This is a genomic window from Halorubrum sp. Ib24 (genome assembly GCF_002252745.1).
Taxonomy (GTDB): domain Archaea; phylum Halobacteriota; class Halobacteria; order Halobacteriales; family Haloferacaceae; genus Halorubrum.
In genome coordinates this window covers 1-18,982 of sequence record NZ_NHOX01000025.1, presented here as the reverse complement: position 1 = coordinate 18,982, position 18,982 = coordinate 1, and the positions used below count along the sequence as shown (strand labels likewise).

The following is an 18,982-nucleotide window of genomic DNA, read 5'->3' as shown; positions in this document are numbered from 1 at the left end:
GCGCTCTGATAGGTACGGGCGATGAACGCCGTCACGCTCGGTCCCGCCGGCACGTACTCACACCGTGCGGCGCGGGCCGTCGCCGCCGAGGTGTCGTTCCGCGAGTCGGTCACCGCCATCGTCGACGCCGTCGCCTCCGGCGAGTTCGAGCGCGGAGTCGTCCCCATCGAGAACAGCATCGAGGGGTCCGTCACGGAGAGCCTCGACGCGCTGGCCGACTACGACGTCGCGGTCACCCGCGAGGTCGTCACCCCGATCCGACACGCGCTCCTCGCGCAGGAGCCCGAGTTCGGGGTCGTCGCCAGCCACTCCCAGGCGCTCGCGCAGTGCCGCAACTGGCTGGAAGAGCACTATCCGGACGCCGGGCTCGAAGCGGTCGCCTCCACCGCCCGCGGGGTCGAGCGCGCCCGCGAGGACGCCCGCATCGCCGGGATCGGCCACCCGGACAACGCCGGCGACGACCTCGAAATCCTCGCGGAGGACATCCAAGACCGCACCTCCAACGCGACCCGTTTCCTCGTCGTCGCGCCCGCGTCCGCCCGCTCCGACGCGGGCGGAAAGACGACCCTGATCGTCTATCCGAACGCGAACTACCCGGGGCTCCTGCTGGAGCTTTTGGAGGCGTTCGCCGACCGCAACCTCAACCTCTCTCGGATCGAGTCGCGCCCGAGCGGTGAGCGCCTCGGCGACTACCTGTTCCACTTCGACGTCGACGCCGGGCTCTACGAGGACCACATGGCGGCCGCCGTCGAGGACGTCGAGGCCATCGCCGACAACGGGTGGGTGCGCGTGCTGGGCTCGTACGACACCGAACACGTGCTGGAGTAGCGGCTCAGCGTCCGATCGCGAAGCCCGTTCCGCGCCCGTAGCTCTCGGCCGGCGTCCGACCGAAACCGGCAACACTGACGGAGATTTGGGTCTCTTTGATGTGGGATTGCGGTTACTTTCACCAAATAGTTGATTGCATACTAAAACGATCTCTCTGACGGGTATATCCCATGAACGCTAACAGACGGACGGTACTCAGGGGCGTCGGCGCGGGAACAGCGGCACTGCTCGGCGGCGTCGGCACCGCCGCGGCCAAGCCGCCGAGCGAGGGCAAGACGATCGTCGACGTGGCCGACGACGCCGACGGCTTCGACGTCCTCGTCGCCGCGGTCAAGGAGGCGGGTCTCGCCGGCGCGCTGAGAGGAAACCGCCAGTTGACCGTGTTCGCTCCGACCGACGCGGCGTTCGATGACGCCCTCGAGAGCCTTGGCGCCGACAGTCTTGCTGAGGTCGACGACGAGACGCTAGCCAACATCCTCACCTACCACGTCGTGCCCGGCCGTCGGAAGGCGAACTCGATCGTCAACGCGGACGAAGTGCCGACCCTGAACGGCGCGAAAGTCGACGTCGACGGCACCGACCTCAACGGCGATCAGGCCGACATCGTCATCACGAACATCGAGGCGGCGAACGGCTTCGTCCACGTGATCGACGGAGTGCTGCTGCCGTAGCGCGGCCGCGAGGCTCGATGGTCCCCGCCGGCGTCACGTGCCCTTCCGTCACCTCGTACGGCTATCCGTGTGTTTATATATCCGACTTCCGATGAGTATGTTCGATGGAGCCGGTGCTCTGGCAGGTGCTGGCAGGAACGCGGGGGGGGCCCAACCGCGCGCGATTGCTCCGGGCGCTCGACGAACGACCGCGGAACGCCAACCAGCTCGCCGAGGACCTCGACCTCGCATACAAGACCGTCAGGCACCACCTCGGAGTGTTGGAGGAGAACGACGTGGTCGAGAGCACCGAACAGGACTACGGCGCCGTGTATCTGCCGACGGAACGCACTCGGAACCACTGGGAGACCGTCGAGGACATCATCGATCAGGTGGAGTGAGTATGACTCGAATCTGGAACGAAGCGATCGACGGAGGAATCGGAGGGGACGCGGAATGACCCTGGTGCTCGACGTGGCGCGAGTCGCCGCCGCGGTCAACGTACTGCTGTTGCTCGTCCTCATCGGCATCTGGGGACGCAACTACCTCGAGATCCGCTCGAAGCACACGCTCGGGTCGGCGGTGTTCGCGCTCTTCCTCCTGGCCGAGAACGTGCTGGCGCTGTTCTACTACCTCAACCCGCCGCAGATGTCGGCGCCGGCGGTCCGGGCGATGATGTACCTCCAGATCCTCGAGTTCGTCGGGATCGCGTTCCTCGTCTACGTGACTTGGGACTGACGTCGGCGGCGGCCGCTCCGCCCTCGTTCCCGCCGCCCTACTCGAACCGGTACGTCGCCCCGTCCGGCCCGTCCTCGATCTCGATTCCCACGTCGCGCAGCGCGTCCCGGAGCTCGTCCGCGCGCTCGTAGTTGCCGGCCGCCCGCTCGGCCTCGCGCACGTCTAAGACCAGCTCGACGAGCTCGCCGGCCAGCTCCACGTCGCCGTCGCTCTCCGCCTCGAACTGAAGCCCCAACACGTCGCCGGCGAGGTCCTCGAACGCCTCGACCGCCCCGCGGAGCCCGCGGTAGTCGTAGGCCGCTCCCGAGCCGCCTCCGTCGGTCCCGCTGTCGCCCGCTCCGTCCACGTGGCGGTTCACGGCGTCCGTCAGCTCTAGGAGGGCGGCGGTCGCCTCGCGGAGGTTCAGGTCGTCGTTCATCGCCGCGGCGAACTCGTCGCGGGCCGTGTCGACCGCCTCGCGGAGGTCGCCGTCTTCGGCCGTCGCGCGGGCCTCGGTCGAGTCGAGCGCGTCGACGGCGCGGTCGTACGTCCGGGAAAGGCGCTCCCAGCGCTCCTCGGCCTCCGCGATCGTCTCCTCGGTGAGCGCCTGCTCGGAGCGGTAGGCGGCGCCGGCGTAGAAGGTCCGGATCACGTTGACGCCGAGCTCGTCTAAGGCGTCCGGGACGGTCCAGAAGTTACCGATCGAGGAGGACATCTTCTCGCCCTCCATCTCGAGGAGACCGACGTGGAGCCAGTGGCGGTCGAACGTCTCGCCGGTCGCCGCCTCGGACTGCGCGATCTCGTTCTCGTGATGGGGGAAGACGAGGTCGCGCCCGCCCATGTGGACGTCGAGGGTGTCGCCGAGGTGCGTCGTCGACATCGCCGAGCACTCGACGTGCCATCCCGGGCGCCCCTCGCTCCACGGCGACTCCCACGTCTCGCCTTCGGGCACGGCGTCGCCGTGGTCGTGCTTCGCGTGCTCGCGCGCGGCGGTCTCGCTCACGCCGCCGGCCTTCCACAGCGCGAAGTCCGAGGGGTTGCGCTTCTCCGACCGCTCGTCCGGCTCGCCCTGCGCCTCCAGTTCCTCGACGTCCTGGTTCGACAGCTTCCCGTACTCCTCGAACGTCGTGACGTCGAAGTAGACGGAGCCGTTCGACTCGTAGGCGTACCCCTTCCCGACGAGGGTCTCCACCAGCCCGCGGATCTCGGGGACGTGCTCGGTGACGCGGGGGTACACCTCCGCGCGCAGGAGGTTCAGCCCGCGCATCGCGTCGAAGGTGGTCGCGGTGAACGCCTCGGCCACGTCGCGCTCGGCGGCCCACTCGTCGCGCTCGCCGACGCGGGCCGTGATCTTCTCGTTGACGTCGGTGACGTTCTCGACGTGACGCACGTCGTAGCCGAGGTAATCGAGCCACCGGTGGAGAACGTCGGCGTGGAACCACAGGCGGGCGTGTCCAAGGTGGGGGTCGTCCGACACCGTCAGCCCGCAGACGTAGAGCGTGACGTCGCCGTCGGCCGTGAACTCGACGCGCTCGTCTGCCAGGGTGTCGGTAACGACGAGACTCATTACCGCGTCGTTCCCGCGGAGATCGTTTTAAATCGTCGGATCGGACGGGAGCGGGGACGGAAGCGCTCCGCACCCCGCCTGTTCACTTATAAACGGCCGATACCGACGTAGATCCCCGCCGCTGACGCGACGGTCAGAGCGAGGCCGGCGACGAGCGTGAAAACGCCGGTCGGGTCCGGGCTACCGACGAACGCGACGGAGCTCCCGACGAACAGTCCAAGTAGGAGGGACAGGAGGCCCCGAACGAACCGATGCACGTCCCTCGGTCGCGGCGGAGACGTCATAAGATCGTCGGCCCGGAGCGGTCGTCGACCGCGGTCGCGGGCGGTCGCTCGCAGATGTGCGCCGCCGCGGCCATTTATGACCGACCGCCGCTCACCGCTTTCCAAGCGCCTCCTCGAAGACGCGCTGGGCGCGCTCGTACCCCTCGTTCCGGTCGACGATCGGGTGCGGGTAGTCGGGCGCGAGCTCCTCGCGTTCGCCGTGCGAGAGCGTCGGCCAGTCGACGACCTTCCCGGCGGGCACGTCGCGGAGCTCGGGGACGTACGCCTTCACGAAGTGGGCGCCGTCGTCGTACTTGCTCATCTGACTCACCGGATCGAAGATGCGGACGTCGACGGAGTCGGTGCCCGTCGACGCGGTCCACTGCCACGCCCCGTGGTTCGAGGCGTAGTCGTGGTCGATCAGCTGTTTGGTGAAGTAGCGCGCTCCGCGCCGCCAGTCGATCAGGAGGTGTTTCGCCAGGAAGCTCGCGACCACCTGCCGCGGGCGATTGTGGATGTACCCCTCCGCGTTCAGCTGTCGCATCCCGGCGTCGACGAGCGGGTAGCCGGTCTCGCCGCGCGCCCACGCCTCGAAGTCGGCGTCGTCGTCGCGCCACGCGATCTCGTTCGGGAACGACTTGTAGTTCGACACCGCCAGGTCGGGGTTGTAGTAGAGCAGGTGGTACATCTGCTCGCGCCACGACAGCTCGTAGCGGTACTTGTCCACGTTGCGGCGCTCGCCGCCGGTGACTGCCTCGTAGACGTCGCTCGCGCCCGCCCACACCTCGCGGATCCCGATCGCGCCGGTCGCGAGGTACGGCGACAGCCGCGAGACCGCGTGCGTGGGCTCCTCCGCGGCGCGCCGGAGGTCGTCGCGGGTGTCGTTGTACGACGTGATCCCGTAGTCGAGGAAGTCGTCGAACCGCTCGCGGGCGGCCTCGTACCCCGCCTCGGGGAGGTCGATGTCGGCGTCCGGTTCGGGGACCGTCTTCCCGTCGCGCACGGCCGCCAACGACTCCGACTCGGGCTCCGGATACGGTCCGGGCTTGGGGACCGCCGCCCAGTCGTCGTGGAACCGACTGTGGTTCGCGTAGCGCTCCTCGAGCCGGGCGGGGTCGACCAGAACGGCGTCGGTCCGCGCGTCGGTCTCGACTCCGACGCCATCGAGGGCGTCCTCGACCGCGCGCTGGCGGTTGCGCCGAGCGGGGCGGTAGTACTCGTTGTAGAAGACCGTCTCGGCGCCGTGCTCGTCGGCGAGCTCGACGAGGACCTCTTCGGGGTCGCCCGCCCGGACGACGAGGTCGCTCCCGAGCTCGCGGTAACGAGCCTCCAACCGCTTCACGTGGCGGAGGAGGAAGGCGCGCTGGCGCGCTCCCACCGTCTCGAACAGGTCGGCGTCGTAGACGAAGACGGGGACGACGGTCCCCGCCCGCGCGGCCGCCGCGAGCCCGGCGTTGTCTCCGGTTCGCGGGTCGCGTCGGTGCCAGAACAGCTGCATGGGATCGGTACGGACTCCACCGGATAGTGTCCTTCGGCCGGGAGCGACGTTCCGGGACGGACGCGACCGCGCTCCACCCGAAATCCACCCGTGTGCTTAAGCCGACGAGCCCGAAGCGTAGGTATGGAGCCGCTCGTCGTCGCCATCCTCGTCGGCGTCCCGCTCGCGTGGCTCGTCGGCTTCGCCGCGTACGTCTACGTCGACGCCCCGAAACACGGGATGAACCGCGAGAAGTGGGCGCTCATCGCCTTCGTCGTCCCGCTGTTCGGCCTCTTCGCGTACCTCTTCGAGCGGGACGAACAGTCGTACGACCCGTCCGAAGACCCGTACGCCGGCGGGAGCGACGCGCGCAAGGCCGGCCTCGCGGTCCACGAGCGCCGGCGCGGCGAGAAGGCGCTCGGCCCGGCGGGGACGGAGGCCGACGACGAGTCGGACGCCGAGGACGAGTGGGACGACCCGCCGGGCGTCGACCTCGACGAGGACTGACTCCCGAGCGTCGGTATCGGCTCGGCGATCGCCACGCGCCGGCGAGCCCTCACAGCACGTCCAGCAGCGCCGCCCGCCGCCGGTCGAGGTCGAAGGCGGCGTCCGCGGCGTCGAGGCGCTCCAAGAAGGCGAAGACGTCGGCGCCGGACCGCTCCGCGTGGTCGACGAGCGCCTCGATCGAGGCGCGGTTGAGCGCGAACGACTCCAGCTTGCCGCAGACGAGCGCGAGCGCCGCGCCCGCCTCGCCGTCGGGGAACGCGGAGTCGACCGCGGAGAAATCGGGGTCGGCGGGGGACGCGGAGTCGGACCCGTCGACCTCGACGCCCCCGTCGCTCCCGTCGGCGGCGAACGTCCGCAGACAGCGGGTGCAGATCGCCGTCGTCGCGGCCGGCGCGTGCTCGCGGATCGCGGGCGGGACGACGAACGCGACGAGGTCGGCGTCACAACGGGGACAGGACATGAGAAACGAGATGGATGAGACGGCGGGTTCGGTCGGTAGACGCGGGACGGCGCGAGTCGACGGAACCGGTCAGTCCGCGGGCTCCGGCTCCTCGGCCCGGGCCGCCGCGGCCTCGGCGGCGGCCTCTTCGGCCTCCTCCTTCTCTTCTTCCTCCTTTTTGGCCTTGATCTTCTTCATGCGGAAGATCTCCTCGCGCTCCTGTTCTTCCAGCTTCTGCTCGATGTACTCCTGGTTCTCGTAGAGGGTCGGGAGGAGCGTGAACTCCAAGGCGTTCACGCGGCGCTTTGTGGTCTCGATCTCCGTGAGCATCTTCTTCATGGCCGTCTCGACCTCGGCCGCGAGGATGATCTTCTCTAACAGTTCCTCGTAGGCGTCGGCCGCCTCGTCGATGCGGGCGGAGGAGCCGAGCAGCCCGTAGCCGCGCTCGTCGAGGCTCTTCTTCACCTTCGAGGACTCGATCTGCGGGACGACCACGCCCATGATGTTCTTCGACTGGGTGGTTATCTCCGGGTGCTCTTTCAGCGCGGCGGCCGCGCCGCGGACGGCGACGTCGCCCTCCATCGCCCGGGCCATGTCGATCTTGCGCTGGGCCGTCTCGTACCTCTCGGAGACGTCCGAGCGGACGTCCTGCGCCTGATCGAGGATGTCCATGAACTCCATGATGAGGCCGTCACGCTTCTGTTCGAGCGTGTCGTGACCGCGCTCCGAGAGCTCGATGCGGTCCTCGATCGCCATCAGGTTCTTCCGCGTCGGTTTGACGTCCTTGGCCATCTTATTGGTGGAGTCTTCCGCTCCGAGGCGGATAATTCTTTTCAGTCGTGACGTGTCGCGCGCGATCGGCCCCGGCCGGCGCCGCCGCTAACTGAGGGCGAAAAGTGGAAGAACGCCGCGTCAGTCGGCCGCTTCGACGACTTCGCGCTCGGAGTCCTCCTCGCGGTAGTACTCCTCGATGAACTCCTCGTCGATCCGGTTGAGGGCGTCCTTCGGAAGCATCGAGAGCAGGTCCCAGCCGATCTCCAGCGTCTCCTCGATGTCGCGGTTCGTGTCGAAGCCCTGGTCGACGAACTCCGACTCGAACGCGTCCGCGAAGTCGAGGTACTTGTTGTCGAGCTCCGAGAGCGCCTCGCGCCCGACGATGTTCACGAGGTCGCGCAGGTCCTCGCCCTCCGCGTACGCCGCGAACATCTGGTCTTTCACGTCGGCGTGGTCCTCGCGGGTGAGCCCCTCGCCGATCCCGTCGTCCATCAGCCGCGACAGGCTGGGGAGGACGTTGATCGGGGGCTGCAGCCCCTGACTGTTCAGGTCGGGGTCGACGTAGATCTGCCCCTCCGTGATGTACCCGGTCAGATCCGGGATCGGGTGGGTGTCGTCGTCGCCCGGCATCGTGAGGATCGGGATCTGCGTCACCGACCCGTCACGGCCCTGGATGCGCCCGGCGCGCTCGTACAGCTGCGCCAGGTCGGTGTACATGTACCCGGGGTAGCCACGTCGGCCCGGGACCTCCTCGCGGGCCGCCCCGATCTCGCGGAGCGCCTCGCAGTAGTTGGTCATGTCCGTCAGGATGACGAGGACGTGGTAGTCCTTCTCGAAGGCGAGGTACTCGGCCGTGGTGAGCACCATGCGCGGGGTGACCGTCCGCTCGACGGCGGGGTCGTCCGCGAGGTTCATGAAGACGACGGAGCGCTCCAGCGCACCGGTGCGCTCGAAGTCCTGCATGAACTCGTTCGCCTCCTCCTGGGTGATCCCCATCGCGCCGAAGATGACGGCGAACTCGGAGCTCTCCTCCCCGGCCTCCTCCTCTTCCGGCACGCTCGCCTGCCGGGCGATCTGCATCGCCAGCTCGCTGTGCGGCTGCCCGGAGCTGGAGAAGATCGGGAGCTTCTGGCCGCGAACGAGGGTGTTCATCCCGTCGATCGCTGAGACGCCCGTCTCGATGAACTCCTCGGGGTACTCCCGGGAGTAGGGGTTGATGGCCGCGCCGACGATGTCCTGCCGCTCCTCGGGGACGATCTCCGGACCGTCGTCGATCGGGCGGCCGGAGCCGTCGAGGACCCGTCCGAGGAGGTCCTCGGTGACGGGCATCTTCATCGTCTCGCCCAGGAAGCGGACGGACGCGTTCTGGTCGATACCGGAGGTGCCCTCGAACACCTGGATGGCGACGACGCCCTCCGAGGATTCGAGCACCTGTCCGCGCAGCGTCTCCCCCTGTGCCGTCTCGATCTCGACGATCTCGTCGTAGCCGATCGCCTCGTCGACCTCGGCGTACACGAGGGGGCCGCTGATCTCGGTGATGGTCTGATACTCTTTCATGGTCAGTAGAGGCTCCGGAGCTCGTCGGCGATCTCCGCTTTGAGCTCCTCGACGTACTCCTCGTAGTCCTCTTGGACGCCGATCCGGTTAATTCGGGGGGCGGCCTCGGTGTCGACGATCTCCTCGACGGGGACGCCCGCTTCGAGCGCCCTGAACGCCTCGTCGTTGAACGCCTCGATCGTCGTCAGCATGAGGTACGTCTTCTCGGGCGGACAGTACGTGTCCACCGGGTGGAACGCGTTCTGCTGGAGGTACGCCTCGCGCAGGTAGCGGGCGACCTCCAGGGTGAGCTGCTGGTCGTCGGGCAGGGCGTCCTTCCCGACGAGCTGTACGATCTCCTGCAGCTCGGTCTCCTCGTCGAGCACGTCGACCGCCCACTGGCGCTTCTCCGCCCAGTCGTCGGCGACCTCGTTCTCGAACCACGGGTCGAGCTGGTCTTTGTACAGCGAGTACGACTCGTTCCAGTTGATCGACGGGAAGTGGCGGCGCTCCGCCAGGTCCGCGTCGAGCGCCCAGAACGTCTTCACGATGCGCAGCGTGTTCTGGGTGACCGGCTCGGAGAAGTCACCGCCGGGCGGCGACACCGCGCCGATCGCCGAGACGGACCCCTCCGTCCCGTTGACGTTCTCGAAGTAGCCGGCGCGCTCGTAGAACTGCGCGAGCCGGGCGGCGAGGTACGCGGGGTACCCCTCCTCGCCGGGCATCTCCTCCAGCCGGGAGGAGATCTCGCGCATCGCCTCCGCCCACCGCGAGGTGGAGTCGGCCATCAGCGCGACGTCGTACCCCATGTCGCGGTAGTACTCGGCGATCGTGATCCCCGTGTAGATACAGGACTCACGCGCCGCGACGGGCATGTTCGAGGTGTTCGCGATGAGCGAGGTGCGGGCCATCAGCGGGTTGCCGTTGGCCGGGTCCTCCAGCTCGGGGAAGTCCTCGATGACCTCGGTCATCTCGTTTCCGCGCTCGCCGCAGCCGACGTAGACGATAATGTCGGCGTCGGCGTACTTCGCGAGCTGGTGCTGCGTGACGGTCTTCCCGGAGCCGAACGGGCCCGGGATCGCGGCCGTCCCGCCCTTCGCGATGGGGAACAGGCCGTCGAGGATGCGCTGTCCGGACACCAGCGGCGTCCGGGGCGTCTTCTTGTTCTCGGAGGGGCGCGCCTCGCGGACGGGCCACTCCTGGTGCATCGAGACGTCGGTCCCGTTCGCGAGCTCGGCCACCGTCTCGGTGACGTCGAACGAGCCCGACTCGATCGCGGTGACCTCGGTGGTCTCGCCCTCCTCGAGGGCGTCCGGCGGCACCATCACCTTGTGGTCGATGGTGACCGTCTCCTCGACGACGCCGACCACGTCGCCGCGGCCGACCTCGTCGCCGACCTCGACGATCGGCTCGAACTCCCACTCCTCCTCGAGGTCGATGCCGGGCGCGTCGACCCCGCGGTCGAGGTAGGGACTGCCCATCTTGCCCTCCAGCACGTCCAGGGGTCGCTGGACGCCGTCGTAGATGGCGTCCAGCATGCCCGGACCAAGGTCGACCGACAGCGGCTCGCCCGTGTTCTCGACGGGTTCGCCGGGGGCGACCCCGGAGGTCTCCTCGTACACCTGAATGGTCGTGATGTCGCCTTCGATCTCGATCACTTCCCCCATGAGGCCTTCGTCGCCGACGTAGACGACGTCGTTCATGCGGGCGTCGAGGTCGCGGGCGCTCACGACCGGACCGCTCACGCTTTGGATAACACCGTCTTCGGTAGGGGTGGTCTCCGTGGATTCTGCTTTGCTCATGTTAATCGTCCTCCTCCATCAGGTCGATCCCGATGGCTCGTTTGATCTGGTCGCGCAGCCCGCCGCTGCCGGCGCCGGCGCCGCCGAGCGTGACGAGCACGGGCTCGATGCTCCCCTCCACCGACTCGCGGGTCCCCCGCGAGAGGTGGTCGAGGTCGTCGTTGTGCATCACGATGATGCCGGTGCCCTCGTCGTCGAGGGTCCGTTCGACGGCGTCGTCGAGCCGCTCGTCCTTCTCGTCGTCTGGTACGTTCTCGAACTTCCGCACGCCGGCGAGCCGGAACCCCGTAGTGAACTCGGGGCTGCCGACGACGGCGATCTCCTGGCTCATGTTATCACCAGCTCCGATTCGATCTCGTCGGCCGACAGGCCGGCCTCCTTGCCGCGGGCGATCGCCCGGATGTTCTCCACCTCTCGCTCCTTCGCGAGGATGTAGGAGATGACCGGGGTGACCGACACCGGGTGGATCGTGCCGAGCCGGTCGCCGTACGCGAGCAGCGCGGCGTCGGTCGCGTGCTCGAACGCGATGAGGCTGTCCGCCTCCTCGAGTTCGCGCAGCGCCGGGCCGAGCTGCTCGGCGTACTGGCTGTCCGCGATGTACTCCACGAGCTCGTCGAGGTTCCGCGCGAGCCGCGCGAGCGACCCGCGGGTGAACAGCTCGCCGCCCTCGATGAAGTACGCGGCGGGGTCGATGTCCGCGCCCGACCGGGCGAGCCGGAGGGCGTTCGTCGCGTTCCGGAAGTCGACCTCCGCCTTGAGGAACGCCTCGTACTGCCGGGTCGGTTCGTCGTTACCGAGCCCGGAGAGGAGCCGCTCGTAGAACGCGCGGTCGACGGCGTTCTCGAGGGGAACCAGCACGTCCGTCTCCTCGTACTCGGCGTACGCCTCGCGGAGCGGCGGGCCGTAGATCGTGTCTTCCAGCACCTCGACGACGCCGTCGATCGAGTCGGCCTCCAGCAGGCGCCGGATCAAACGGTCGTCGAACTCGCCGGCGCGGATCAGGTCGACTTCGACGTCGGACTGGTCCGCGTCGGTGTAGACGCCGCGGATGACCGTCTTCACGTTCCACGCGTCGAACTTGCGGAGGTAGCGGGCGATCTGGTCGTACAGCCTTCCCTCGCTCCACTCTAAGATCCCCTCGAACTGCTGGGCGAGGTTCCGGTTCAGCGCGTACTCGATGAGGTCCACGCCGCCGTGGCGGCTCCCGAGGGCGTTGATCTCCCGCCCGTAGCTCGATTCCTCCATGAACCGGGCGATCTCCGCCGGGCCCATCCGGGTCAGCTTGCGGTACTCCTCGTCCCCGTAGAGGCTGCCGCGGCGGGCGCGAACCCGCGCGACGACGTACTCCGGGTTCGAGCTCCCGACGGCGCTCATTGGTCGAACAGCCGCTCCGAGATGTTCTTCAACTCGTCGTCCCAGACGGACTCCAGGACCGAGTCGAACGTGTTGTTCACGCGAACGCGAGAGGTGTCGCTCTCGGCGACCACGCCGCCGAGACAGTCGACTTCGCCGTCGACTTCCGCGTTGCGGTCGGCGACGAGCTCCTCGAGGAGCTCGACGTCCTCGGCGCGAGTGTAGACGGCGACGTCGGCGTCGACGTCGAACTCCGCGAGGCTCGCGTCGAGCAGCGTCTCGGTCAGCTCGCGACGGCGGTCGTCGTCGAGACCGGCGATCGCCGCCTCGACGTCGTCGTGGACGTCTTCGAGGACGTCGCGGCGGGCTCCGAGCCGCTCCTGCTTCGCCTCGAGTTTGGCCGACGAGAGCGTCTGCTCGCGCTCTTGGTCGATCTGTCGGTCGACCTCTGCGAGCCGCTCCTCGCGGATGCGCTCGGCGTCGGCCTCCGCCTCGGCGACGATCTCGTCCGCCTCGGACTCCGCCGCTTCGCGGATCTCCTCTGCACGCGCGCGGGCTTCGTCTCGAACGTCCTCAACGACAGTGTCCAAACTCATTGGTTGAAAAAGGGTTACCCGACGATGAACACGACGACGAGCGCGAGGATGACGATCGTCTCGGGAAGCACCGTCAGGATGAGCCCGTTGACGAAGAGGTCCTCGTCCTCGGCCATCGCGCCGACGGCGGCCGAGCCGATACCGCGCTCCGCGTAGCCCGCACCGAGCGCCGCGAGGCCGACGGCGAGCGCTGCCGCGGCGTTGGGGTCAGTAAGTGTTCCTCCGGTGGACAGTACGGCGTTCCCGAGTGCGTTGGTAGCTTCAAGCATTGGTAGTAGTTCCGGTTGCTCGTCTCCGAACAGTTGCTAGTTGCCGCCACAGTAGTCATAAAGCTTCCCAAAACGACCGAATAGACCGGCCGCAGTCGGGGACGGAGGCGGGGCTAAACGCGGCTCGAACGCGACTCGCCGCGACGCGTGACGGGCGTGTCCGAGCCGGCGAGAGCGGCAGTGAGTGACTGCGAGGGGCGGAGGCGACAGGGCGGGACGCGGCCGCCGGACGCCCTACTCCTCGGTGGTGTACTCTCGGTCGTAGCCGAACGGCAGGTAGCTGTCGCCGCCGCCTTCGTAGAAGTTCCCGAAGAACTCCACGTACTCGAGACGCACCGCCTGAATGCCGGCGGAGGTGACGCCGAGCAGGAGGACGACGACGTGGCCGACGACGGCCACGACGACCCCGCCGACGAGCGCGACGACCCCGACGAGGCCGATCGAGGCGGGGTCGAAGGCGGTCGTGATCCCCGCGAAGACGAGCTCGTAGTCCTCCGGGTGGCTCCGCACGTACTCGAGGTAGTCGGCGGAGAAAATGAAGTGGAAGCTCCCCGCGCCGCCCTCGTCGATGTACGCGCCGAACGCGAGCAGGTTCACCGCTAGCGCCATCCCGCCCTTCGCGAGCAGCACCGCCATGATCCGGGCGTACGAGATGACGTTGACGATCGGCGAGAGCACCTCGGCGAGCTCCGGCGGCTCGCCGATCGCGAGCAGGACGACGCCGAGAGCGATGGCCGCGATGGCGACGTACCCGACCGCGACCGGGAAGCCGGCGAACGACACCGCCCCGAAGGTGAGTATCGAGAACGAGTCGAAGAGGAACGCCGGCTTCGGACCGAGCACGTGCTGGCTGAAGATCCAGACCCACGCGCCGTTGAGGATCAGCAGCCACGACCCGCCCTCGTACAGTGCGTGTTTGAGGTCGTGCTGCTGGTAGTTGCTCACGAACGAGAGGATGTGCCCCGCGTTCAGGTGGACGAGACCGAACAGCACGCTGGCGACGAGGAACGACAGCGCCCAGTCGAGGTCCGCCGGCGAGAGCCCCTTCCCGTCGACGGGCCAGTGGATGTCACCCGGCAGCAGCTGGTACGCGTGGTAGCCGAACAGGTCGATCCCGAAGTAGATCCCGAACAGGATCGTGAAGCCGCCGGCCCACATCGCGACGGCGCCGAGCTCCCGGAACGTCCCGTCGAATCGGCTGTACAGGAAGTAGCCGATCGCGGCGTAGAGGACGCCGTACCCGACGTCGCCGATCATGAACCCGAACATGAGCGGGAACGTGAGGAAGACGAGGAGCGTCGGGTCGAACTCAGAGTACTTCGGTCGGCCGAAGCCCTGCACGAGCAGCTCGAACGGCCCCGCCGCGTTCCCGTTGTCTTGGACGACCGGCGGGTCGTCGTCGCCGTGCATCGCGTGGCCGCCGTCGGTGGCGGCCGCCTTCTCGGCCGTCGCGTCCGCGGCGCCGGCGTCGGCGTCGACCGCGCTCGCGGAATCGCCCTCGTCGCCGTCCACCGCCTCGGTGTGGTGGTCACCGTCGGGCGTGAACGAAGCGCGTTCGAGCTCCTCGACCTCGGCGTGGTCGCCGACGGCGTCGGCGACGGTCGCCTCGAATTCGGGGTAGGTGTCCGTGGGGATCCACCCCTCCGCGACGAACGCGTTCTCGGTGGTCGCGAAGGAGAGCGGCGCCTCCTTCTTCTCGGCCTCGATGGTGAGCTGCTCCTCGGCGCGGAGCAGGAAGGCGGCCGCCTCCTCCTTCATGGCTGCGAGGTCGGCCTCGATCGCCTCGAGGTCGGTCCGCAGATCCTCGCGCTCGCGCTCCAGCTCCGCGACGTACTCCGCGGGGCCGGCCTCGGCCTCGGGGACCTCCAGCAGCGCGATGTCGACGCCGACGAGCGAGTCCTGCAGGACCCCCTCCTCGGCCCCGTCGGCGGGCTTCGCGAAGATCGCCACGACGTCGCTCCCGGCGAACACCTCGTAGGCGTCGATCCCGTCGGCGTCGGCGAGCGTCGCCTCGACGGCGTCGGGCTTGGCCTCGCCGACGACGACCTCCAGCGAGTCGTAGCCGCGGAGCAGGTCGAGCTCGATGCCGAGGTCGGCGAACGGCTCCATGCGGTCGATCTCCTCCTCCCGGTCGCGGATCTCGGTCTGGAGCTCGTCACGCCGGTCGTTGAGGGCGTTGACGCGCTCGCGGACGTCGGCGAGCTCGCGTTCGAGCTCCTCGTCGTCGATGGCGCGGGCCGCGTCGACCTCGTCGCCCTCGACGTCGAGGACGCTCTCCAGCGAGCGGACGGTGACGAGCCGCTCGTTCACCGTCTGGGCGCCCTCGAGCGACTCGCCGGGCGCGAACCCCTCGTAGCGCTCGTCGTAGTCCGTGACGTGCAGCGAGTGGTGGGCGTACGCCGCCTCGATGACGTCGTCGATGACGCGCTTCGAGCCCGTCACCGACACCTTGCTCATCCGCTCAGGCCTGAGCATCCACCGCCTCCTCGGCCTGTTGGTTCACCGCTTCCTCGAACCGTTCGACTGCGTAGTCGACGGCCGAGTCCACGCGCTCGCGGGCCTCGCGTTCGAGCTCGTCGCGGTCGGACCGGCCCGACTCGAGGATCTCCTCGCGGCGTTCCTCGATCTCCTCGCGGGCGGCCTCGAGCCGTTCCGCGGCCTCGGACTCCGCCTCCTCCTCGGCCTCGGCGCGGATCGCCTCCGCGCGCTCTCGAGCCTCGGCGAGGCGCTCGTCGGCGTCCGATTCCGCCTCCGCGATGATCTCGTCCGCCTCCCGTTCAGCCTCCTTGATCCGGTCGAGCACCTCTGGTCTCGCCATGCTACTAATCGCCTGAAACTCTACAAGCGACGTATAAGGTGTTTGCGAAAGTACGCGGGCGTTGCCCCCGATATCGGCGGGAATCCGCGGCGCCCGCACGTATCCGGCCGGCGGCCGCCGCCTACATTTAAGTACCAGTCGCCGGACCGTCACCGTATGGCAACGGTGTATGCGGTCGCGTCGGCGAAAGGTGGGGTCGGGAAGACCACCACGACCGCGGCGATCGCGACGATCCTGGCCGGCTCCGGCGCCGACGTCGTCGCGGTCGACGCCGACATCGGCATGGCGAACCTCGCGGGCGCGCTGGGCGTGACGCCCGGCGAGACGACGCTCCACGACGTGCTCGCGGGGCGGGCCGACCCGCTCGACGCGGTCCACGAGGGGCCCGAGGGGCTCCGGGTCGTCCCCGGCGCGGACGACCTCGACGCCTACGCGTCGGCCGACCCCGCCGGGCTCAGCGACGCGGTCGCCGCCTTCGAGGGCGCCGACTACGTGTTCGTCGACGCCGGCGCGGGGCTCTCGCACGATTCGAGCCTCCCGCTCGCGATCGCCGACGAGACGCTCCTCGTCTCGACCGCCGAGCGGAGCGCCCTCGGCGACACCGAGAAGACGCGACAGCTCGCCGAGCGGCTCGGCGGCGCGGTCGCCGGCGCCGCGATCACCCGCGTCGACCCCGACGCCGACCCGGGCGTCGCCGGCGCCGAGAGGCTCGACGACGTCGGCGACGTGCTCGACGCGCCGGTCCTCGGTCGGATCCCGGAGGACGACGCGGTGGTCCGGGCGGCGACCGCGAACCGACCGCTCCCGACGTTCGCGCCGGAGGCGCCCGCCACTCGGGCCTACCGGGACCTCGCTCGGGCCCTGACGGGCGCGGCCGTCGAGGGAGCCGGGATCGGCGAGTCCGACGCGACCGACGACTCGGAGCCGGAGGAAGCCGACCACGCGGAGGAAGCCGACCACGCGGAGGAAGCCGACCACGCGGAGGAAGCCGACCACGCGGACGAGTCCGCGGAGGCCGAGGAGGTCAAAGGGGAGGCCGACGACACCGACGCGGACGATACCGACGCGGACGGCACCGACGCGGACGACGACGAGATCATCGTCGCCGACGCCGAGCCGGGGGGACTGAGCGACCCGGGCGACGAGGAGGAGATCATCGTCGCCGACGAGGACCCCGTTCCGGAGGAAGGCACGGAAGCGCCGGCCGACGACGACGAGGTCGACGCCGAAGCGACCGCTGACGCCGCGGCCGCGGACCGGGCCGCGACCGGCGAGACGGAGACCGTCGGCGAGGAGCACGTCGACGGCGACGACCTCGAGGCGATGATCGAGGAGGACGCGGCGGAGGCCGAAGCGTTCGAGGACGAGACCGCGGCGGACGAAGACGAGGTCGCAGCGGACGACGGCGACGAAGCGACGCCGGAGGACACCGAGGAAGCGGCCGCAGACGACGGAGAAGGGGCCGCAGACGACGGAGAAGCGACCGACGATACGGGGAGCGACGATAGGGAAGTCGACGAGCCAGAGATCGACGAGCCAGAGATCGACGAGGCGGAAGGGGCCGGTCCGGACGACGAGGCGGAGGTCGACGAGCCGGAGATCGGCGAGGCGGAAGCGACCGGTCCGGAAGACGAGCTCGCGGGGAGCGTCCCGTTCCGCGACGACGACACCGGCGGCAGGAACACCGTGCTCTCGGGGGGCACCGACGGCGACGGAGACGCGGGGGAACAGAGCGGGAAGACGGCGTCGGACGGAGCCGAGGCGGACGACGAGGAGGAGAGCGGCGGCTTCTTCAGTCGCTTGTTCGGGCGATAAGTGGGCCGGAACGCGCTCGCGGTCTCAGGCCTCGGAGGGCGCTTCCGCCCGGTCGCGGATGAGCTCGCGGATCTCCTCGGGGTCGGTGATACCGGCGAGCTCGTCGCAGGAGACCAGCGCGGTGCCCTCGATCGACTCGCGCTTCTCGTCCTCCTCGGTGAAGTACACCGAGCGCGTGCGGGCGACTTCGCCGATCGAAGACATGATCCGCGCGCGCTTCTCCGCCGCGGGGGTGAACGCCGAGTGACCGGTGAGGACGCGGGTCTCGGCGCGCTGATCGTCCTCCGAGACGGCCTTGAACGGCGCCCGGGCGGTCGGGTGGACCGTGAAGCCGGCGTTGGTGAGCACGTGGAGGACGTGCTCGTCGTCGGGGTCGGTCTCGGGCGCCGAGGGGGTCGGGTCGGCGTCGCGCACCTCGTCGGCGCCGTCCAGCACGTCGACCGGGCTGGAGAACGGCTCGTCGAACAGCTCTTCTAACTGGATCGCGACCTCGATGGAGGCGTTCATCCCGTCCTCGTACTTCGAGACGGTGCGCCGGGAGACGCCGAGTTCGGTCGCGAGCTGGCCGAGCGACCAGCCGCGCTCCTCGCGCTCGTCGGCGAGGAGGTCGCCGTCGAGGCTGACGTAGAGCCCGCCGGGGGCCGCGTAGATGAGCGGCGGCATCCCCTCGACGAACAGGTCGTACCCCGTGTCGGGGTTGATCACCGGGACGCCGTGCCGGAAGTAGACGACGCCGGGCTTCAGCTCCTCGTCGCGGGTCCGGACCCCGATCACCATCGGCGTCGCCCGCAGGTACTCGCCGAGCCGGCGCATCTCAGCGCCGGTCTCCGCGTCCAGGGCGTCGACGTTGCCGAGGATCTTCAGGAGGAGCAGGTCGTCGCCGCGCCGGGCCGCCACGTCGAAGCTCTTGGGCCGGACCGCACACCGATCGCTGACGAGGAAGCCCGCGTCCTCCAGCATCGCGGTGACGTTTTCTATCAGCGCAGTCCGGGACATACCCTGAAATAGGCGGCTCGCCGTATATATGCGTTGTGTCACTTGCGGCCGCTCGAAACCGCCGCCCGCTTGCGTTTTCCCCGTCTCACCCACCGGAGCCGTTAAATACCGCGTCGGCGCCGATCGGCGGCTAATCGCTCGGGAGGGGCCCGAGCGACCGGCCGAAACCGGTTTGTCCGGGAGCGGAGAAGGGCGCGTATGCCCATCGTCGCCGTCGACGACACCGACTCCCGCGAGCGCGGGATGTGCACGACGTACGTCGGCGCGCGGCTCGCCGAGCGGCTCGAAGCGGCCGGCGGGCGGGTCCGCCGCCGGCTCCTCGTCCGGCTGAACCCCGCCGTGAAACACAAGACGCGGGGGAACGCCGCCGTCGCGGTCCACGTTTCGAGAATCGACGCGGAGGCGGCGTTCGACCTCGCCGCGGAGGCGGTCCGGGAGTTCGCCGCGGCCGATGACCCCCGGACCTCGCCGGGCGTCGTCGCCGCCGACGTCGACGTCGCGGGGGACCCGTTCGCGCCGGTCGCCCCCGCCGCCGGGGCCCCGGAGGACGCCGGCGCCGCGACGTCGACGTCGCG

20 protein-coding genes and 1 pseudogene are annotated in these 18,982 nt (G+C 69.2%); 7 read left to right on the top strand and 14 right to left on the bottom strand.

The window, feature by feature from the left end:
• The first annotated feature begins 21 nt into the window (after window positions 1-21).
• The 4 genes from pheA (at window position 22) to DJ82_RS06185 (ending at window position 2,216) form a co-directional block, all read left to right on the top strand.
• Window positions 22-828: a prephenate dehydratase gene (gene pheA, locus DJ82_RS06200; RefSeq protein ID WP_094524274.1), complete on the top strand. Its 807-nt coding sequence runs from the start codon at window positions 22-24 to the stop codon at window positions 826-828.
• A gap of 170 nt (window positions 829-998) precedes the next feature.
• The gene (locus DJ82_RS06195) at window positions 999-1,499 is read left to right on the top strand and encodes a fasciclin domain-containing protein (protein WP_094581313.1); all 501 of its coding nucleotides are present in this window, start codon (window positions 999-1,001) and stop codon (window positions 1,497-1,499) included.
• A gap of 104 nt (window positions 1,500-1,603) precedes the next feature.
• Window positions 1,604-1,879 (top strand): winged helix-turn-helix domain-containing protein, encoded by a 276-nt coding sequence (locus tag DJ82_RS06190; protein ID WP_094524272.1) that lies wholly within the window; start codon window positions 1,604-1,606, stop codon window positions 1,877-1,879.
• 55 nt (window positions 1,880-1,934) lie between these two features.
• Complete coding sequence (locus DJ82_RS06185; protein WP_094524271.1) at window positions 1,935-2,216, top strand: hypothetical protein; 282 nt, start codon at window positions 1,935-1,937, stop codon at window positions 2,214-2,216.
• Window positions 2,217-2,253: 37 nt separating this feature from the next.
• Here the strand turns inward: DJ82_RS06185 and cysS are convergent, their stop codons facing one another.
• From cysS to DJ82_RS06175, 3 genes are all read right to left on the bottom strand, one after another.
• A complete protein-coding gene (cysS, locus tag DJ82_RS06180; protein WP_094581312.1) occupies window positions 2,254-3,762 on the bottom strand; it encodes a cysteine--tRNA ligase in 1,509 nt (502 codons plus the stop codon).
• A gap of 86 nt (window positions 3,763-3,848) precedes the next feature.
• On the bottom strand, window positions 3,849-4,151 hold the full coding sequence (locus DJ82_RS14430) for a hypothetical protein (RefSeq protein ID WP_143420504.1): 303 nt from the start codon (window positions 4,149-4,151) through the stop codon (window positions 3,849-3,851).
• On the bottom strand, window positions 4,138-5,523 hold the full coding sequence (locus DJ82_RS06175) for a deoxyribodipyrimidine photo-lyase (RefSeq protein ID WP_094581311.1): 1,386 nt from the start codon (window positions 5,521-5,523) through the stop codon (window positions 4,138-4,140). The genes DJ82_RS14430 and DJ82_RS06175 overlap by 14 nt, the downstream gene beginning before the upstream one ends.
• Window positions 5,524-5,646: 123 nt before the next feature.
• Here DJ82_RS06175 and DJ82_RS06170 point away from each other — a divergent pair, with 123 nt between their 5' ends.
• Complete coding sequence (locus DJ82_RS06170; protein ID WP_094557321.1) at window positions 5,647-6,009, top strand: PLD nuclease N-terminal domain-containing protein; 363 nt, start codon at window positions 5,647-5,649, stop codon at window positions 6,007-6,009.
• Window positions 6,010-6,058: 49 nt separating this feature from the next.
• On the opposite strand, the gene DJ82_RS06165 is transcribed toward DJ82_RS06170, so the two are convergent.
• The 10 genes from DJ82_RS06165 to ahaH form a co-directional block, all read right to left on the bottom strand.
• Window positions 6,059-6,469 (bottom strand): DUF6276 family protein, encoded by a 411-nt coding sequence (locus DJ82_RS06165; RefSeq protein ID WP_094526953.1) that lies wholly within the window; start codon window positions 6,467-6,469, stop codon window positions 6,059-6,061.
• A 69-nt stretch (window positions 6,470-6,538) separates the two neighbouring features.
• Window positions 6,539-7,240 (bottom strand): V-type ATP synthase subunit D, encoded by a 702-nt coding sequence (locus DJ82_RS06160; protein ID WP_094524266.1) that lies wholly within the window; start codon window positions 7,238-7,240, stop codon window positions 6,539-6,541.
• A gap of 120 nt (window positions 7,241-7,360) precedes the next feature.
• A complete protein-coding gene (locus DJ82_RS06155; RefSeq protein ID WP_094524265.1) occupies window positions 7,361-8,779 on the bottom strand; it encodes a V-type ATP synthase subunit B in 1,419 nt (472 codons plus the stop codon).
• A 2-nt stretch (window positions 8,780-8,781) separates the two neighbouring features.
• A complete protein-coding gene (locus tag DJ82_RS06150; protein WP_094524264.1) occupies window positions 8,782-10,560 on the bottom strand; it encodes an ATP synthase subunit A in 1,779 nt (592 codons plus the stop codon).
• Window position 10,561: 1 nt separating this feature from the next.
• Window positions 10,562-10,891, bottom strand: coding sequence for a V-type ATP synthase subunit F (locus DJ82_RS06145; RefSeq protein WP_094524263.1), 330 nt, complete (start codon window positions 10,889-10,891; stop codon window positions 10,562-10,564).
• Entirely contained in the window at window positions 10,888-11,934 is a 1,047-nt protein-coding gene (locus DJ82_RS06140; RefSeq protein WP_094524262.1) for a V-type ATP synthase subunit C, read from the bottom strand. Before DJ82_RS06140 ends, DJ82_RS06145 begins: the two co-directional genes overlap by 4 nt.
• Window positions 11,931-12,509, bottom strand: coding sequence for a V-type ATP synthase subunit E (locus tag DJ82_RS06135; RefSeq protein WP_094581310.1), 579 nt, complete (start codon window positions 12,507-12,509; stop codon window positions 11,931-11,933). The genes DJ82_RS06140 and DJ82_RS06135 overlap by 4 nt, the downstream gene beginning before the upstream one ends.
• Window positions 12,510-12,523: 14 nt before the next feature.
• Complete coding sequence (locus tag DJ82_RS06130) at window positions 12,524-12,778, bottom strand: hypothetical protein (protein ID WP_094524260.1); 255 nt, start codon at window positions 12,776-12,778, stop codon at window positions 12,524-12,526.
• 234 nt (window positions 12,779-13,012) lie between these two features.
• Window positions 13,013-15,235, bottom strand: coding sequence for a V-type ATP synthase subunit I (locus DJ82_RS06125; protein WP_094524259.1), 2,223 nt, complete (start codon window positions 15,233-15,235; stop codon window positions 13,013-13,015).
• 4 nt (window positions 15,236-15,239) lie between these two features.
• Window positions 15,240-15,596, bottom strand: coding sequence for an ATP synthase archaeal subunit H (gene ahaH, locus DJ82_RS06120; RefSeq protein WP_094524258.1), 357 nt, complete (start codon window positions 15,594-15,596; stop codon window positions 15,240-15,242).
• Between the two features lie 156 nt (window positions 15,597-15,752).
• Here ahaH and DJ82_RS06115 point away from each other — a divergent pair, with 156 nt between their 5' ends.
• Complete coding sequence (locus tag DJ82_RS06115) at window positions 15,753-17,411, top strand: P-loop NTPase (RefSeq protein WP_094581309.1); 1,659 nt, start codon at window positions 15,753-15,755, stop codon at window positions 17,409-17,411.
• 24 nt (window positions 17,412-17,435) lie between these two features.
• On the opposite strand, the gene DJ82_RS06110 is transcribed toward DJ82_RS06115, so the two are convergent.
• A complete protein-coding gene (locus tag DJ82_RS06110) occupies window positions 17,436-18,407 on the bottom strand; it encodes a transcriptional regulator (protein WP_094524256.1) in 972 nt (323 codons plus the stop codon).
• Between the two features lie 198 nt (window positions 18,408-18,605).
• Here DJ82_RS06110 and DJ82_RS06105 point away from each other — a divergent pair.
• Window positions 18,606-18,982: pseudogene (locus tag DJ82_RS06105) on the top strand (tRNA(Ile2) 2-agmatinylcytidine synthetase); the annotation flags it as partial.

Excerpts from the sequence above, each read along its gene's own strand:
- pheA (WP_094524274.1), top strand. The coding sequence starts at position 22 with ATGAACGCCGTCACGCTCGGTCCCGCCGGCACGTACTCACACCGTGCG.
- DJ82_RS06195 (WP_094581313.1), top strand. The coding sequence starts at position 999 with ATGAACGCTAACAGACGGACGGTACTCAGGGGCGTCGGCGCGGGAACA.
- DJ82_RS06190 (WP_094524272.1), top strand. The coding sequence starts at position 1,604 with ATGGAGCCGGTGCTCTGGCAGGTGCTGGCAGGAACGCGGGGGGGGCCC.
- DJ82_RS06185 (WP_094524271.1), top strand. The coding sequence starts at position 1,935 with ATGACCCTGGTGCTCGACGTGGCGCGAGTCGCCGCCGCGGTCAACGTA.
- cysS (WP_094581312.1), bottom strand. The coding sequence starts at position 3,762 with ATGAGTCTCGTCGTTACCGACACCCTGGCAGACGAGCGCGTCGAGTTC.
- DJ82_RS06175 (WP_094581311.1), bottom strand. The coding sequence starts at position 5,523 with ATGCAGCTGTTCTGGCACCGACGCGACCCGCGAACCGGAGACAACGCC.
- DJ82_RS06170 (WP_094557321.1), top strand. The coding sequence starts at position 5,647 with ATGGAGCCGCTCGTCGTCGCCATCCTCGTCGGCGTCCCGCTCGCGTGG.
- DJ82_RS06165 (WP_094526953.1), bottom strand. The coding sequence starts at position 6,469 with ATGTCCTGTCCCCGTTGTGACGCCGACCTCGTCGCGTTCGTCGTCCCG.
- DJ82_RS06160 (WP_094524266.1), bottom strand. The coding sequence starts at position 7,240 with ATGGCCAAGGACGTCAAACCGACGCGGAAGAACCTGATGGCGATCGAG.
- DJ82_RS06155 (WP_094524265.1), bottom strand. The coding sequence starts at position 8,779 with ATGAAAGAGTATCAGACCATCACCGAGATCAGCGGCCCCCTCGTGTAC.
- DJ82_RS06150 (WP_094524264.1), bottom strand. The coding sequence starts at position 10,560 with ATGAGCAAAGCAGAATCCACGGAGACCACCCCTACCGAAGACGGTGTT.
- DJ82_RS06145 (WP_094524263.1), bottom strand. The coding sequence starts at position 10,891 with ATGAGCCAGGAGATCGCCGTCGTCGGCAGCCCCGAGTTCACTACGGGG.
- DJ82_RS06140 (WP_094524262.1), bottom strand. The coding sequence starts at position 11,934 with ATGAGCGCCGTCGGGAGCTCGAACCCGGAGTACGTCGTCGCGCGGGTT.
- DJ82_RS06135 (WP_094581310.1), bottom strand. The coding sequence starts at position 12,509 with ATGAGTTTGGACACTGTCGTTGAGGACGTTCGAGACGAAGCCCGCGCG.
- DJ82_RS06130 (WP_094524260.1), bottom strand. The coding sequence starts at position 12,778 with ATGCTTGAAGCTACCAACGCACTCGGGAACGCCGTACTGTCCACCGGA.
- DJ82_RS06125 (WP_094524259.1), bottom strand. The coding sequence starts at position 15,235 with ATGAGCAAGGTGTCGGTGACGGGCTCGAAGCGCGTCATCGACGACGTC.
- ahaH (WP_094524258.1), bottom strand. The coding sequence starts at position 15,596 with ATGGCGAGACCAGAGGTGCTCGACCGGATCAAGGAGGCTGAACGGGAG.
- DJ82_RS06115 (WP_094581309.1), top strand. The coding sequence starts at position 15,753 with ATGGCAACGGTGTATGCGGTCGCGTCGGCGAAAGGTGGGGTCGGGAAG.
- DJ82_RS06110 (WP_094524256.1), bottom strand. The coding sequence starts at position 18,407 with ATGTCCCGGACTGCGCTGATAGAAAACGTCACCGCGATGCTGGAGGAC.